General features: G+C 67.0%; 11 protein-coding genes. All 11 read right to left on the bottom strand.

The window, feature by feature from the left end; translation table 11 throughout:
* Nucleotides 1-74: 74 nt before the first annotated feature.
* Nucleotides 75-2,663 (bottom strand): TonB-dependent receptor, encoded by a 2,589-nt coding sequence (locus tag AC07S4_RS27745; RefSeq protein WP_494989677.1) that lies wholly within the window; start codon nucleotides 2,661-2,663, stop codon nucleotides 75-77.
* Nucleotides 2,664-3,112: 449 nt separating this feature from the next.
* Complete coding sequence (locus AC07S4_RS27740; protein WP_494989676.1) at nucleotides 3,113-4,477, bottom strand: sulfite reductase subunit alpha; 1,365 nt, start codon at nucleotides 4,475-4,477, stop codon at nucleotides 3,113-3,115.
* Between the two features lie 15 nt (nucleotides 4,478-4,492).
* A complete protein-coding gene (locus AC07S4_RS27735; protein ID WP_494989675.1) occupies nucleotides 4,493-5,551 on the bottom strand; it encodes an FAD:protein FMN transferase in 1,059 nt (352 codons plus the stop codon).
* 83 nt (nucleotides 5,552-5,634) lie between these two features.
* A complete protein-coding gene (locus AC07S4_RS27730; RefSeq protein WP_494989674.1) occupies nucleotides 5,635-6,456 on the bottom strand; it encodes a DUF4198 domain-containing protein in 822 nt (273 codons plus the stop codon).
* Between the two features lie 13 nt (nucleotides 6,457-6,469).
* Nucleotides 6,470-6,982, bottom strand: coding sequence for a DUF2271 domain-containing protein (locus tag AC07S4_RS27725; protein ID WP_494989673.1), 513 nt, complete (start codon nucleotides 6,980-6,982; stop codon nucleotides 6,470-6,472).
* 11 nt (nucleotides 6,983-6,993) lie between these two features.
* Nucleotides 6,994-7,626 (bottom strand): PepSY-associated TM helix domain-containing protein, encoded by a 633-nt coding sequence (locus tag AC07S4_RS27720; protein WP_494989672.1) that lies wholly within the window; start codon nucleotides 7,624-7,626, stop codon nucleotides 6,994-6,996.
* 206 nt (nucleotides 7,627-7,832) lie between these two features.
* Nucleotides 7,833-8,228 carry a KGG domain-containing protein gene (locus AC07S4_RS27715; RefSeq protein WP_494989671.1) on the bottom strand — a complete coding sequence of 132 codons (396 nt, stop codon included), beginning with the start codon at nucleotides 8,226-8,228 and terminating at the stop codon, nucleotides 7,833-7,835.
* 118 nt (nucleotides 8,229-8,346) lie between these two features.
* On the bottom strand, nucleotides 8,347-9,021 hold the full coding sequence (pdeM, locus tag AC07S4_RS27710) for a ligase-associated DNA damage response endonuclease PdeM (protein WP_494989670.1): 675 nt from the start codon (nucleotides 9,019-9,021) through the stop codon (nucleotides 8,347-8,349).
* Nucleotides 9,018-11,486, bottom strand: a complete 2,469-nt coding sequence (locus AC07S4_RS27705) for a ligase-associated DNA damage response DEXH box helicase (protein ID WP_494989669.1) — start codon at nucleotides 11,484-11,486, stop codon at nucleotides 9,018-9,020. Before AC07S4_RS27705 ends, pdeM begins: the two co-directional genes overlap by 4 nt.
* Nucleotides 11,483-13,117: an ATP-dependent DNA ligase gene (locus AC07S4_RS27700; RefSeq protein WP_494989668.1), complete on the bottom strand. Its 1,635-nt coding sequence runs from the start codon at nucleotides 13,115-13,117 to the stop codon at nucleotides 11,483-11,485. The genes AC07S4_RS27705 and AC07S4_RS27700 overlap by 4 nt, the downstream gene beginning before the upstream one ends.
* Nucleotides 13,110-14,120, bottom strand: a complete 1,011-nt coding sequence (locus tag AC07S4_RS27695) for a ligase-associated DNA damage response exonuclease (protein ID WP_494989667.1) — start codon at nucleotides 14,118-14,120, stop codon at nucleotides 13,110-13,112. The genes AC07S4_RS27700 and AC07S4_RS27695 overlap by 8 nt, the downstream gene beginning before the upstream one ends.
* Between the last annotated feature and the right edge of the window lie 16 nt (nucleotides 14,121-14,136).

Genomic DNA, 14,136 nt, shown 5'->3' with positions numbered 1-14,136 from the left:
AAACCCACCGGTTCCTTTCGGAACCCGCGGGTTTTTGTTTTGCCCTGGCCGCAGGGCGGCCAGTTCAGTCTACATTAGAAGGTATAGGTACCGGTCATGTAGAAGGTGCGGCCCATAGGGTCAGCATAGCGTGGGTCGAAACCAACCTGGTGGCCGGACGAAGCGCGCAGCGAGAACGGCGGGTTGCGGTCGGCGATGTTTTTCACACCAGCGCGCAGGCCGATTTGCTTGTTGATGGTCCATTTACCCTGCCAGTCGAAGGTCAGGTGCGATGGAACTTCCATGCGGAACTTCTCCAGCTTGCCGGTGCTCAGGTTGCGGCTTTCCGCTTCCGCATCGGTGTAGCCGTTGCGGTAGTTGGCGGTCAGCGTGTTCGAGAACGCGCCGGTGTCCAGCGTGGTGGCCAGACGGATGATGTGGCGGAACGACACGGCATCGTTGATACCGAAGTAGTTCATGCTGTTCACCCAGTCGTTATCCGTACCTGGACGGGTGTAGTCCGACTTGATCAGGTAGGTGCCGTTCAGCGTGCTGGTCAGGTTGCCGAAAGCAAAGCGGTGACGGTAGGTGGTTTCCCAGTCAATACCTTGGTTGTGGGTCTGGCCGATGTTGATCGACAGGGTCTTCTTAGCCCAGTAGGTCTGGTTGTTGCCTGGGTCCACGAAGGTGGTGAACAGGTCGCGGAACTTGACCGGATCGCCGAAGATCTGGGCTTCGCTCACGCTCGACACTGCGTCGCGGATTTTCACGTCCCACAGGTCAGCCTGCACCGAGAAGGTCGCGGTTGGCTCGAAACGGAAGCCAACGGTGAACTGCTTGGATTTTTCCGGTTTCAGGTTTTCGTTGCCGCCCGAAATGACATTGTACTGGCGCTTGCCAACCTGGCAGTAGTCAGCTTTTTCAGCTTTCAGGTTGGCAGGGCAATCCCACGACGAAGCGGTGAAGCCTGCAGCCACCAGCGGCTGGCCGATGTCCAGCATGGAAGGTGCCTTGAAGCCGGTGCCGTAGGAACCGCGGGCCAGGAAGGACTGGCTAGGCTGCCAACGTGCCGACACCTTGTAGGTGCTGGACGACTCTTTGGAGCCCATGTCGCGGTTGGCAACAGCGTTCTTGACCGCGTCGAAGGTGTCGTAGCGGGCAGCTGCGCTCAGCTCGACGGTCTTGTGCACCGGTGCGCTCACCTCGGCAAATACGCCGTAGTTGGCGCGTTCCAGATCGTAGGCTGGCGAAGCGCTGAAGCCGAAGATGTCCGAGCTGGTGGCATGCGGGGTCTGCACGTAGTGGTAGTTGCGGTAGTCGCCGCCCAGCGCGATGGCTGCAGGACCGCCCGGCAGTGCGAACAGTTCACGCGAAGCGCGGCCGTCGATGCCTTTCAGGGTGGTCGAAGCGTCGCGGATCGAACCCTTGTACACCGAGTTGGCGATCAGCTGCTTGGTGGCGTCGGTTTGCGCGCCGATGCCCAGGAACGGGTCGAACAGGTTCTTCGACAGCATGTCGCGGAATTCCGTGTTCTTCACGTAGCCGCCAACATAGCGTTCGTCGATCGCGTTCTGCGACCAGGTCAGGCCGGTGCCGAAGGTCCAGGCGCCGAATTCAGCGTCCGCGCCCAGCACGAAGTTCTTGGAATCGGTGATGGTCTGGCTGTCGCGGGTGCCCCAGTCGTAGGTACGATAGCTGGCGGTCACGGCCTTGATGTCGGCGTCCTGCGCTGCGGTCAGGTAAGGCTTGACATAGGTGTTGTACAGCGGCGTGCCCTTGGCGATCGATACCGACGCGGTGTTCGGTGCGATACGCGCGGTCAGGTCCAGGCGCGAGTAAGCGGCTTCGGCGAACACGGTGATGTCTTCGGTGGCCTTGAAGGTGGCTTTACCGAAGAAGCTGTCGCGCTTGTTCTCAGGCACGATCTCGATGGTCTGCACGAAGTCGAAGCCGCAGTTCTGCACCAGTGCGGTGTTGCTCAGCGCCAGCTGGTTCATCGGTGCGCAAGTACCGTTTTTCTTCTGGTACGGGTTGAAGCCGATAGGATCGCTGCCCACCTTGTTGAAAGTGGCCGACACGTTGGCAGGGATGGCTGCCGGGCTGGTGCGGTCGTAGATGTAGTTGGTGCCGTTGTTGCTGAACGGAACATAAGCGGTCGACGCGAAGTCGCGGTCGATTGCTTTGATCTGCTTGCGCTCGTCGTGGCGGAACGAAGCCATCACGTTGAAGCGGTCCTTGTTCAGGTCGCCGAAGCCGTAGGTGGCGTTGATGTTGGACTGCGAACCTGGGCTGCTGTCGCCTGGCTGGCTGTAGCCGGCTTCGATCGAGCCGCCTTGCAGGTTTTTCTTCAGGATGAAGTTGATAACGCCAGCGATGGCGTCCGAACCGTACAGGGCCGAAGCGCCGTCGGTCAGGATCTCAACGCGCTCAACCGCGCCCATAGGGATGGCGTTCAGGTTGATGGCGCTGCCCGAGCCTTGTGGCGCGATGCGGCGGCCGTTCAGCAGCACCAGGGTGTAGCTTTCGCCGATATCGTGGATCGATGCCGAAACGCGGCCGCCGGAGTTGGTGCCGGCTGCGATTGCATCAATGGTGAAACCTTGCATCGAAGGCAGGGCCTGGATCAGGTCGGCCACGGTGGTGGCGCCCGACTTGGCGATCTGCTCTTGGCTCAGGCGCTGCACTGGCAGTGCGCCTTCAACGGCGATGCGGCGAATGGCCGAACCAGTGATCTCAACCTTTTGGATTTGTTCCTGAGCAACGGAGTTGCCAGTCAGCGCGGCCGTACCGGCCAGGACTGCAAATGCCAAGCGCACCGAACGCGCGCCAATCTTCTCTTTAAAAACCATGCACAACTCCTGTCATCGTGGATCAAATGCAAGGGAAGCACGCAATGTGCTCGTATCTTTTCTTCACAAAAAGTTAACATCCTTGCCCTTGGAAGGCTCGATGATGTCACGCAACGGACACATTTACTATGAGCAAATCGCTATCCAGGTTGTCAAAATGTCACACAATGTGTGATAATTGGAGATTATTCTGGCTGAGCCCGCCGGGAACAAATTAAGTTCCGCCAATTCGACGGAAACCGCGCCAATTTGTATGATTTCCGCAACATAGCCCATCGCTACGATCAGTACACATCGCGCCGGTAACGGCCTTGCGCCGCCAGTTCATCCAGCGCGGGCCGGCCCAGCAGCGTTGCCAGCGCCTGGTCCACGCCCGCCGCCATGCCGTCCAGGCTGCCGCACACATAAATCGCCGCGCCGTCCGCCACCCAGTCCCGCAATTGCGCGGCGCGGGCCGGCAACAAATCCTGCACATAGCGCTGCGCCGCGCCGTCGCGCGACCAGGCCAGGTCCAGCCCTGGCAGCTGGCCGGCCTGCCGCCAGGCGGCGATTTCCTCGCGGTAATGGTAGTCGTGGGCCTGCTGGCGTTCGCCGAACAGCAGCCAGTTGCGCGCCTGGCCGGCGCGGGCGCGGGCGCGCAAATGCCCGCGCAAGCCGGCGATGCCGCTGCCGTTGCCGATCAATATCAGCGGCCTGCCGGCGTTGCCTTCCAGGCGGAAGCGGCGGTGGGAGCGCAGCCGCAGTTGCACCGTGTCACCCGGCTGGGCCTGCCTGCACAGCCAGCCCGAGGCGTGGCCGTGGCTGCCGTCCCCGTGCACATGCAGGCGCACCAGCAAATGCACCCGGCCGTCGGACGGCACCGAGGCGATCGAATACTCGCGCGCGCGCGACGGGTCGGACGGCGGCGCCACCTGCACCAGGTCGCCCGCCTGCCACTCCGGCAGCGCGCCGTCCAGGGGTTCCAGCTCGATATGGAAAATGGGCGCCCCGGCGCTGCCCTGGTTGAGCTGGCGGCGCTCGGCCAGGCGCCAGCCGCCGAAGGCCGGCGCGCTCCAGTCCGGCGCGTCGCTGGTGCCGGCCAGGTGGCTCAGCTGCTGGCGCCACGCCGCGAGCGCCGGTTCGGCGTTGCAGTTGACCTCGATGCGCTCGAACAGGCTGCTGGCGCCCTGCTCCCGCAGCCACTGGTCCAGCGCGCGGCCGAAGCCGCAATAATTGATGTAGGACATGTCGCCCAGCGCCAGCACCGCGTAGTGCAGGCGCGGCAGCGGCAGGCTCAGCGTCATGATGCGGCTGGCGAAGGCCGCCGCCGCATCGGGCGCATCGCCCTCGCCGTAGGTGCTGACAAGGAACAAGATGCGCTCAGCCTCGGCCAGATCGCGCTGTTTCAGTTCGGACAATTCGCACAGCCGCGCCGGAATGCCGGCCAGGCGCAGCGTTTCCAGGGTCTGGCCGGCCAGCAGCTCGGCGCTGCCGGTCTGGCTGGCGTAAGCCACGATCCAGCCCGGCGCCAGCGCGGCCGCCGCCTGACCGGCCGCGCCGGCCCGGCGCTTGCGGCGCAGGCGCAGCCAGGGCGCCAGGCACACCAGGCCGTAGGCCATGAAACAGCCCGCCGTCAGGGCCAGGCGCAAGGGATCGTTGGTCAGTATCATTGGTCAGTCACTGCGTCAGTCTTGTTCTTCATCCAGCATGCCGCGCATCGGGCCGCTGAGGTATTCCGTATAACTGCTTTCGCCGCCATCCCGGCGCAGCACAAAGCGCGCCGCCAGGCCCAGCCGGTCCGCCAGGACCATGCCCTGCTCCAGGCCCAGCACGGTGAGCGCGGTGGACCAGGCGTCCGCCGCCATGCAGTGCGGATGCACCACCGTGACGCAGGCCAGCTGGTTGGCGATGGGGATGGCGCTGCGCGGGTCTATGGTGTGCGCAAAGCGCGTGCCGTCCTGCAGGAAATAGCGCCGGTAGTCGCCCGAGGTGGCCACCGACAAGCCATGCAGCGCCAGCGCGATCTGGGGCAGCTGCTGGACTTGCGGTGCGGGCTGCGGTGCGGCGGGTGGCTGTTCCAGCGCCACCCACCACGGCTGGCCGTCCGGCTTCATGCCCGCGCCGCGCAGCTCGCCGCCCACCTCCACCAGGAAGTGGCGCCAGCCCTGGGCCATCAGGCAATGGGCCAGCCGGTCCACGCTGTAGCCCTTGGCCACGGCCGACAGGTCCAGCTGCAGTCCGCCCGGCTGCAGCGCCCGCCCGCCGCCATGCGGCGCCGGCCCCGGCTCCAACCGCAGCACTTGCGCGGCCCGTTCGGCGCGCAGCGCGGCGATGCGTGCCGCGTCCGGAGCCGTGAAACCCGGCTGGTCGTGCCGGCCGAAGGGACCGAAGCCCCAGGCGTTGACGATGGCGCCGGCGCAGGGATCGTAGGCGCCGCCGGACTCGCGCGCCACCTGCATGGCAAAGGACAGCACATCGAAAAAGGCCGGCGGCAGCGCCTGCCAGCTGCCCGGCGCGGCGCGGTTGAAGCGGCCCAGGTCGGAACCGGCTTCCCAGTGGCTCATTTCAGCCACCACACTGTCTAGCTGCTGCTGAAGCTGCTGCTGGAGGGTGGGCGGCACGCCCTTGTCCGCCACCAGCACCGACCAGCTGGTGCCCATGCTCAGGCCGCCAAAGCTGTGGATGGCGGCGCCACTGGGCGGGGCAAGCTCGGAAATCTGGTGGGGTATCAGTGTCAGGCGCATAGGAAAACGGCGGGCCGGCGGCCCGCCTGCGGTAGCGGCGCGCCGGCCAAGCCGGCGCGCGCGCGGATGAAGGCGATGCGGCCTTATTGCGGCAGCACTTCCACCGTGGCGCCGTAAGTGGCGCGGCGGGGCGGCATTTGCGGCGGCTGGCCCGGCGCGGGGGCGGCGGCGGCGGCCGGCCAGCTGGCGCTCACCAGGTACATATTCGCTGCCGGCAGCGTGAAGGTGATTTCGCCCTTGGCGTCGGTGGTGTGGCGTACCTCGCCCAGCGTGCCACGGTATTTCACGCCGCCCGGTATCAGGCTGAAGGCCTGGTTGGCGGCAGGCTTGCCGTCCAGCAGGAAGCGCCAGGTGGCCTTCTCGCCCGCGCGCAGATCGTTCGGGTGCGTTACCGGCACCAGCTCCAGCCCCACGCCGGTCGGCTTGAATACCGCCGTATCCGTCTCATTGGCGGAGACGAAGGTTTCCAGGCGGCTGGCGGTGCGCGTCAGCTTGACATCCTGCGCGTCGGCAGGCACGTCCTTGGCCAGGCTTTCCTCGGTGCCGCGGAAACGCTTCATCTCGCCGTTCAGCTTGTAGCTGCCCATCACGCTCTGCTGCACCAGCGCGATCCTGTACGTGCCCGGCTTGCTCATTTTGACGTCGAAGGTGCTGCGCAGGCGGCCGGTGCTGGCGTTCTGCAGCTCCACCTTGGCGCCGTCCGGGCCGGTCACCACGATGGCGTCCAGCTTCAGCGGCTGGTGGTCGATGTCGAACAGGCCTTCGGAGATGGCGGCGTCCACCGTCACCCAGGCGTCCTTGGCGTCCACCAGCGAGGACGAGGGCAGCAGCCACGGCTTGTGGGCATAAGCGTTCAGGGCCAGGCCGGCCAGCGCGGCGGCCAGCAGCAATTTTGTGGTTTTCATAGTGGGGCTGCCTTTATTTGAGTTGAACGGCGACGGCGCCGACTTCTTCCTTGCCTTTGGCGCTAGCCACCTGGGCGGCTTTCAGCGGCCAGGTCAGCGGCACTTTCACCACTTCCCGCCCGCCCGCTTCGCGCGCCACTTCCACCAGCAGGTTGTACTGGCCGGCCGGCAGCTTGTCCAGGCCGTCCTTGGACAGCGGGAAACTCAGCGTGTGCTCGCCCGGCGCCTTGGTGGCGCCGCTCACGCCGTCCATCGGCATGGCCAGGTCGCGGCCGCTCTTGCGCCACCATTGGCGCATGTCCTTGAGCCACTTGCTGCCGGCGTTGTCCTTCTTCTTGGTGTCATACAGCACCGCCAGGTTGGCCACCACTTTCTGGTCCGCATTCTCCAGCCAGGCCGCGATATACGGGCGATGGTACTCCGCCACGTTCAGTTGCGGGATTTCCAGCTTGAGGGCCAAGTCGGCCGCCATGGCCTGGGCGCTGAGCAGGGGGATGGCGGCAGCGATGGAGTAGCGTAATTTCATGGGTTGCCTTTTTAATGGATGAACAGCAATGCAATGACAAAGGGAATCAGGATGCCCAGCCCGACCATGGGCCAGGTGAACGGCCGGTTGGCTGCGTGGAATTTCAGTATCAGCAGGCCGGTGATGCAGAACACCAGGCAGGCTGCGGCAAAGATGTCGATGAACCAGTTCCAGGCGGCGCCGGTGTTGCGCCCCTTGTGGACGTCGTTCAGCCAGGACACCCAGCCACGGTCGGTATGCTCGAATTCGGCGGCGCCGTCCTCCAGGCCGATGCGCACCCAGGCGTCGCCGCCGGCTTTGGGCAGCGGCAGGTAGACCTCGTCGGCCGACCATTCGGCGCTGCGCCCGCCCGCCTTGACCGACCAGGTCTCGCGCAGCCAGCGCTCGGCGCTGTCGGGCAGCGGCGCCTTGTCGCCGTCGTGCGCGGCGGCGAACTTCTTCAGTTCGGCGGCCAGCGCAGCGGGCGCTTCGGCCTGCTTGCGCACCACGCTGGGCTTGGCTTCGATTTGCGACGCGTGGTTCAGCGTAATGCCGGTGATGCTGAACAAAAACATGCCCAGCAGGCACAGCGCGGAACTGATCCAATGCCACTGGTGCAGCGTCTTCAGCCACAAGGCTCGGCCGGCATTCGGGGAAGCGCTCACGAAAATACTTTCTTGATAGGGTAGGTCATTGAGTTGAGAATGATAATGATTATCATTTGCGAAGTCAATCAGCGATGGCAATTGTTACATTACGATATCTTTCTTTGCAGCTTACATACAAAACGTCAATGCAAAAAAATACCTGGCGCCAGTCGGCTGGCGCCAGGTATTTCTGTAAAGATGGTTTGTGTTACTGCAGTGCAGGCTTAACGGCCGCTCTTGCTGCCGCCTTGGCTGCTACCTTGGCTACCGCCCTGGTTGCCGCCCCGGCTGCTGCCTTCGTTGCCGCCCTGGCCACCGCTGCGCGAGCCGGAGCCGGCCGAGCTGCTCTGGCTGCTCTGGTCGTTCTTGTGGCTCATGCTGCCGGCGCGGCGTGCTTCCTCGGAAGTGAACTCGTGGGCCGTGCCTTTCTCGTGGGCTGCGCGGCCGCCCTCGGCGGCGATTTCGCGCTGGCGCTGCGGGTCCATGGAAGCGAAGCCGCGGTTGCTGGTGTCGCCGCTCTGCTTGCTGGACTGCGAAGCGCCCTGCTTGCTGCCACTGCTGCTGCCGCTGCTTGCACTGCTACCTTTGTTGTCCTGCCCTTTGCCTTGATTGCTAGCCATGGTGAGTCTCCTGTCGTGGATAGAGAAACTCATGGTAGTGCATCGATTTCGCAGCGCACATAGGACACTTGCAAGACAAGGCGTAGGAACTGTCCCGCATTTCGTGACCGAGTTTTGCTTACCTTCCGGCGTTCAACATTAGGTGCGGCAGCACCTTGTCGCCCGCCACTAGGTACACCTTGTCGTCCGCGGCCATCCGCAGCGCATGGCCGCCGGTAAAGGCGCCGAACGAGGGCAGGATGGCGCGCCGCCCGCCGGCCACGAAGCAAGGCAGGCGCAGCGCATCGCGCCCCGCCGCCAGATGGAACACCGGATGCACATGGCCCGCCAGCACATAGCCAGTCGCGTCCAGTTCCGGATGGTGGCAAAACGAAAACGGCGCCAGCGCAAACGGTTCGTCGGCCAGCTCCATGCCCAGCGCCGGCGGCGGATCGCCGGCGTGCCGGTCGTGGTTGCCGCGTACCAGCGTCAGGCGCAGCGCCGGGTGCCGCGCGCGCCAGCGCGCCAGCTCCGCCAGCGTAGCCGGCGCGCGCGCCGCTTTGGCGTGCAGGAAGTCGCCGAGAAAAACCAGATGCGCCACGCCGTGCGCGGCCAGCAGCAGATCGAGCCGCGCCAGGTTGTCCGCCGTGGTCCCGCCGGGCACAGGCACGCCCAGCGCGCGGAACGACGCCGCCTTGCCGAAATGAATATCGGCCACCGCCAGCAGCCGCAGGCGCGGCCAGTACAAGGCCTTCTCCGCCAGCAGCAGCACCGTCTCGCCGGCCAGCTCGATGGCGCAAGCGCCGCCGCTCATGGCCCGGCCGCCTTTTCCAGCTCGCGCAGCATGCGCGCCACGCGGTCCGACAGCTTCTCGGTGCTCAGTTTTTCGCGGAAGCGCTCCACCATCAGCCCAAAGCCGAACGGCGTGGCGCGCTTCACCTCGTGCAAGGACAGGCTGCGCCGCTGCAGCTCCAGCAAAGCCGCGCGCAGGCGCTCCAGTTCCAGCTCCTGCTCCAGCACTTCGCGCTGCGCCTGCGTCAGCAGCAGATTGTCCGCGTCGTGCTTGCGGAAGACCTCGAAGAACAGCGAGGACGAGGCCTGCAATTGGCGCGCGCTTTTCGGCTGGCCCGGATAACCCTGGAACACCAGCCCCGCGATGCGCGCAATCTCCCGGAAGCGCCGCTGCGACAGCTCGCCGGCGTTCAGGCTGGCCAGCACGTCTTCCAGCAAATGGCTGGTGCTAAACAGCGGCGAGCAGCTGCCCTGGCCCGCATTGAGCAGCGCGCGCCAGTCCGGCGCGCCCTCCCCGTCCGCCGCCAGCAGTTCAAGGCCATAGTCATTGACCGCAATGGAGAAGGTGGCCGGCTGCGTGCGCGCTACCCGCCAGGCCAGCAGCGAGGCCAGTCCCAGGTGCACCGCGCGGCCAGCAAAGGGATACAGGAACAAGTGCCGCCCCTCGCGGCTTTGCATGGACTCGGCCAGCGTGGCGTCCGGCGCAGGCAGGGCGGACCAGCGCTGCTGCACTTCGAGCAGCGGGCGCACGGCGGCCATCTCCGGTTCCGCATAGCGGCCTTGCGCGGCGTCCCGCAGTTGCTCGAGCACCGCGTGCGCCAGCTCGGACGACAGCGGCATCTTGCCGCCCTGCCAGCGCGGCACGGCGCCCTTGCCGCCGGTGGCGCGCCGCACGTAGGCCGTCATCTCGTGGACCCGCACGAATTCCAGTATGCGCCCGCCGAACAGGAAATGGTCGCCCTTGCGCAGCCGCGAAATAAAGGACTCCTCCACCGTGCCGATACGCCCGCCGTTCATGAACTTGACCTGGATGCTGGCCTCGGAAACGATGGTGCCTATGCCCATGCGGTGGCGGCGCGCGATGGCGGCGTCCGGAACGCGGTACACGCCCTCACTGTCCGGCAGCACGCGGCGGTATTCGGGATATACCACCAGGCTTTGCCCGCCGCGCGCCACGAAGTCCAGCGCCCATTGCCATTCCTGCTCCGTCAGGCCGCGGTAGGACCAGGCGCCGCGCACCTCCGCCAGCAGCTGGTCCGAACGGAAGCCGCCGCCCGCCGCGATGGTGACCAGGTGCTGCACCAGCACGTCCAGCGGCTTGTCCGGCGCGGCGCGCGACTCGATGCGGCGCTGCGCCACGGCCTGGCGCGCGCCGGCCGCTTCCAGCAGCTCCAGGCTGTGCGTGGGCACCAGGGTGATGCGCGAGCTGCGGCCGGGCGCGTGGCCGGAGCGTCCGGCCCGCTGCAGCAGCCGCGCCACGCCCTTGGCGCTGCCGATCTGCAGCACGCGTTCGACCGGCAGGAAGTCCACCCCGAGATCCAGGCTGGAAGTGCACACCACGGCTTTCAGCGCGCCGCTCTTCAGGCCCTGCTCCACCCAGGCGCGCACCTCCCGGTCCAGCGAGCCGTGGTGCAGCGCGATCAAACCGGCCCAGTCGGGGCGGGCGTCCAGCAGGTTCTGGTACCACAGCTCGGACTGCGAACGCGTGTTGGTGAACACCAGCGTGGTGGCGTGCCGCTCGATCTCGGCGATCACCGGCTGCAGCATCTGCATGCCCAGGTGGCCGGCCCAGGGAAAGCGCGAGGGATGGTCCGGAATCAGGGTGTCGATCAGCAGGTCTTTGCGCACATGGCCTTCCACCAGCACGCCCTGCCCCTCGCCGAGCAGCACGTCCCTGGCGCGCTCAAGCTGGCCCAGCGTGGCGGACAGTCCCCACACCGGCAGCTCCGGATTCCACCGGCGCAGCCGCGCCAGCGCGAGCTGGGTCTGCACGCCGCGCTTGTTGCCCATCAGTTCGTGCCATTCATCGACCACCACCATGTCCAGCAAGACGAATTGCTGCGCGGCGTCCGGCTTGCTGAGCATGAGGGTCAGCGATTCGGGCGTGGTCACCAGCGCGTCCGGCAGGCGCCTGGCCTGGCGGGCGCGCTCGGCGGAGGCGGTGTCGCCTGTGCGGGCGGCGACGGTCCAGCCGGGGGCCAGCTCGGCTGCGGACGACTCCAGCGTGCGCAACGTGTCCGCAGCCAGGGCGCGCATGGGGGTGATCCACAGCACGCGCAGGCCGGTCTTGCGGCGCGGCGCCTGTGCGCCCGCGCGCAGCAAGGCCGCGAACCAGACCGCGTAGGTCTTGCCCGAGCCTGTGGTCGCATGCAGCAGCCCGGATGCGCCGGCCAGCGCGGCGCGCCACACCTCGCGCTGGAAAGGGAACACGGCCCAGCCACGGGCGGCGAACCACGCGTCCACCTGCGCCGCGTCCGGGCCATTCATGCGGCGCCGGCCAGCAGGCCCTTGAGCGTTTCCAGCGTATCGGCGTCGTCCACGGTCTTGTCGTTGCGGCGGCGCAGGATGCGCGGGAAGCGCACCGCAATGCCCGACTTGTGGCGCGGCGACAGCGCAATGCCTTCGAAGCCGATCTCGAACACCATGCTGGGCTTCACGCTGCGCACCGGCCCGAATTTTTCTATCGTGGTGCGCCGTATGGCATTGTCGACCTGCGCGATCTCCGCATCGGTCAGTCCCGAATACGCCTTCGCGAACGGCACCAGCTGGCGGCCGTCTTCCTCGCCGTCCCACACCGCAAAGGTGTAGTCCGTGTACAGCGAAGCGCGCCGCCCGTGGCCCGCCTGCGCATAAATCAGCACCGCGTCCACCGAGTAGGGATCGATTTTCCACTTCCACCACGTGCCCACGTCCTTGGTGCGCCCCACGCCGTACTGCGCGGACGCCGCCTTCAGCATCAGCCCCTCCACGCCGCGCGCGCGGGACTCGGCGCGGATGCCGGCCAGCTGCTCCCAGCTCTGCGCCCGCACCAGCGGCGACAGGCGCAAGGCGGGCAGCGCCAGCGCCGCCACCAGCGCTTCCAGCAAGGCGCGCCGCTCGCGCTGCGGCAGCGCGCGCAGGTCGGCGCCGTCCTGCTCCAGCAGGTCGTAGGCCACCAGCACGGCGGGCAGCTCGCCCAGCATGCGGGCCGACAGGGTCTTGCGCGCGATGCGCTTTTGCAGCTCGGCGAAAGGGGCCGGCGCCGGGGCATCGGCGCCGCGCCAGACCAGGATTTCGCCGTCGATCACCGTCCCTTCCGGCAGCGGCAGCGCGGCCAGCTCGGGGAAGCGGTCCGTGATCAATTCCTCGCCGCGCGACCACAGCCAGTTCTTCCCTTCCCGGCACACCAACTGCGCGCGCATGCCGTCGTATTTCCACTCGGCCTGCCAGTCCTCCAGCGCCCCCAGCGACTCGGGCGCGGCCTGCAGCTGGTGCGCCAGGAAGAAGGGATAGGGCTGGCCGCCACGCTGCGCGTGCTCGTCCGCCGACTGCGCGCCCACCAGTTGCAGAAAGCCCTGCGCCGTGGGACTGACGCGGCCGTCGGTCCAGCCCATCAGCCGCTGCGCGATCACTTTCGCGTCCACCGCCGCGATGGCGCTCAGCGCGCGCGTGACCAGCAGGCGCGACACGCCGACGCGGAAGCCGCCGCCTATCAGCTTGACCAGCAGGAAGCGCTCGCGCGTTTCCAGTTCGTCCCAGTAGCGGAACAAGGCCTCGCGTATGGTCTCCGGCGCCGCGCCGCGCAGGGGCGCAATGCGCTGTTCCACCCATTGCGCCAGGCCCGCGTCGCTGTGCCGGCGCGGCGCGGGAAGGATGTGCGCGATGGTCTCGGCCAGGTCGCCCACGGCGTGGTAGCACTCGTCGAACAGCCACTCGTCCAGGCCGGCGAATTCGGTGGCGTACTGGCGCAGCAGCTTGACCGGTACCGCCTGGCGCGGCTTGCCGCCGGCCAGGAAATACACCGCCCACGCCGCGTTCTCCGGCGCCGCGCTGGCGAAATAGGCCTGCAGCGCGTCGAGCTTGCGGCTGGTGGACGTGGTCTCGTCCAGTTCGGCGTACAGGCGGGCGAATTCACGCATGCGTCACCTCGGCCTCCTCCGCCTCGTCGTCGCCGTACTCGGTGTCGAAGCCGCTGGCGTCGAGGCCGTTCTGGCACAGCCAGCGCACCATCACCGGTATCGAGCCGTGCGTGACGATGACGCGCTGCGCGCCGGTGGCCTTGATAGCGGACATCAGGCCCGGCCAGTCGGCGTGGTCCGACAGCACAAAGCCCCGGTCCACGCCGCGCCGCCGGCGCGCGCCGCGCAGCAGCATCCAGCCGCTGGCGAAGGCGTCGCTGTAGTCGCCGAAACGCTTGATCCACGGCGAGCCGGCCGCCGACGGCGGCGCCAGCACGATGGCGCGGCGCAGATCGGCCTTGTCCACCTCCGTCACCATGCGCGTCTCCGGCAGCGCCACGCCGGCGGCGCGGTACACGCGGTTGAGCGGCTCCACCGCGCCGTGGCAGACGATGGCGCCAATCGACGGATCGAGCCCGCTCAGCATACGCTGCGCCTTGCCGAAGGAATAGCCCAGCAGCACGCTGGCGCGGCCCTGCTCCGCGTTGCGCGCCCACCAGGCGTTGATGTCGGCGTAGACCTGCTCCTGCGGCTGCCAGCGGTAAATGGGCAGGCCGAAGGTGGACTCGGTGATGAAGGTGTCGCAGCGCACCGGCTCGAACGGTGCGCAGGTGGCGTCGGCCTCCACCTTGTAGTCGCCGGAGGCGACCCACACTTCGCCGCGGTACGCCATGCGCACCTGCGCCGAGCCTAGCACGTGGCCGGCCGGATGCAGCGAAATGTGCACACCGTTGTGCACCACTTCCGCCCCGTATTCCAGGCCCTGCACATTGATGTCCCCCAGGCGCGACTTGAGGATGTTCACGCCTGGGGCGGCCGTGAGGTAGTGGCCATGGCCGTAGCGGGCGTGGTCGGAATGCGCGTGCGTGATGACGGCCCTGGCCACCGGCCGCCACGGGTCGATATAGAAGTCGCCGGGCACGCAGTACAGGCCCTCCTTGCGCACTACCACCATGTCGGACATGGGCCTTCCTCCCAGG

It is taken from the genome of Pseudoduganella sp. GW821-FHT05F09, assembly GCF_059419605.1.
This window is presented reverse-complemented; position numbering and strand designations above follow the sequence as displayed.

What these genes read in the sequence shown, in the direction of transcription:
- AC07S4_RS27740 (WP_494989676.1), bottom strand. Translation starts at nt 4,477, where the DNA reads ATGATACTGACCAACGATCCCTTGCGCCTGGCCCTGACGGCGGGCTGT.
- AC07S4_RS27735 (WP_494989675.1), bottom strand. Translation starts at nt 5,551, where the DNA reads ATGCGCCTGACACTGATACCCCACCAGATTTCCGAGCTTGCCCCGCCC.
- AC07S4_RS27730 (WP_494989674.1), bottom strand. Translation starts at nt 6,456, where the DNA reads ATGAAAACCACAAAATTGCTGCTGGCCGCCGCGCTGGCCGGCCTGGCC.
- AC07S4_RS27725 (WP_494989673.1), bottom strand. Translation starts at nt 6,982, where the DNA reads ATGAAATTACGCTACTCCATCGCTGCCGCCATCCCCCTGCTCAGCGCC.
- AC07S4_RS27715 (WP_494989671.1), bottom strand. Translation starts at nt 8,228, where the DNA reads ATGGCTAGCAATCAAGGCAAAGGGCAGGACAACAAAGGTAGCAGTGCA.
- pdeM (WP_494989670.1), bottom strand. Translation starts at nt 9,021, where the DNA reads ATGAGCGGCGGCGCTTGCGCCATCGAGCTGGCCGGCGAGACGGTGCTG.
- AC07S4_RS27705 (WP_494989669.1), bottom strand. Translation starts at nt 11,486, where the DNA reads ATGAATGGCCCGGACGCGGCGCAGGTGGACGCGTGGTTCGCCGCCCGT.
- AC07S4_RS27700 (WP_494989668.1), bottom strand. Translation starts at nt 13,117, where the DNA reads ATGCGTGAATTCGCCCGCCTGTACGCCGAACTGGACGAGACCACGTCC.
- AC07S4_RS27695 (WP_494989667.1), bottom strand. Translation starts at nt 14,120, where the DNA reads ATGTCCGACATGGTGGTAGTGCGCAAGGAGGGCCTGTACTGCGTGCCC.